Raw genomic sequence first — 389 nt, 5'->3', positions numbered from 1 at the left:
GCGCCGTCACACACCCATTGGGGGCGGGCGTGATGGTGCCCAGCCCCGCATTGGGGCTGGGCACTGGCGGCTGCACCTTACCCAGTTGCACCTCACTCCACTGGTAGGGTGAGTTGCTGCCCCCGGTGTGGGCTTGGATGAACGCTGCCAACTCCGGGTCTACTCGGCCATTGTCGGGCAACTGTTGCACGATGGTGGTGCTGCCCTGCGCACCCGAATTGAAGGCGGCACCAAGGTTGCACACCCCTGATCGGTTTGCGGTGTTGCCCGCCACGTTAACCGCAAAGCCAGCGTCGCCCGCACGGATGGCGCTTGGTTTGCTCACGCTGCTGTGGCTCAAGCGGTGGCTGCACTGCACTTGGGCTACCGCCTTTGCTGGCGTCGGTTGC

1 protein-coding gene is annotated in these 389 nt (G+C 65.0%); it reads right to left on the bottom strand.

Annotation, left to right across the window (positions count from 1 at the left end; all coding sequences use genetic code 11):
- A partial coding sequence (locus SRAH_RS12285) for a hypothetical protein (protein WP_149028990.1) occupies positions 1-325 on the bottom strand: 325 nt, incomplete at its 3' end.
- Between the last annotated feature and the right edge of the window lie 64 nt (positions 326-389).

Origin of the sequence: Serpentinimonas barnesii (assembly GCF_000696225.1) — a bacterium.
Lineage (GTDB): Bacteria > Pseudomonadota > Gammaproteobacteria > Burkholderiales > Burkholderiaceae_C > Serpentinimonas > Serpentinimonas barnesii.
Note: the sequence above shows the minus strand (reverse complement) of the source record. Positions and strands in the feature narration are given on the sequence as shown.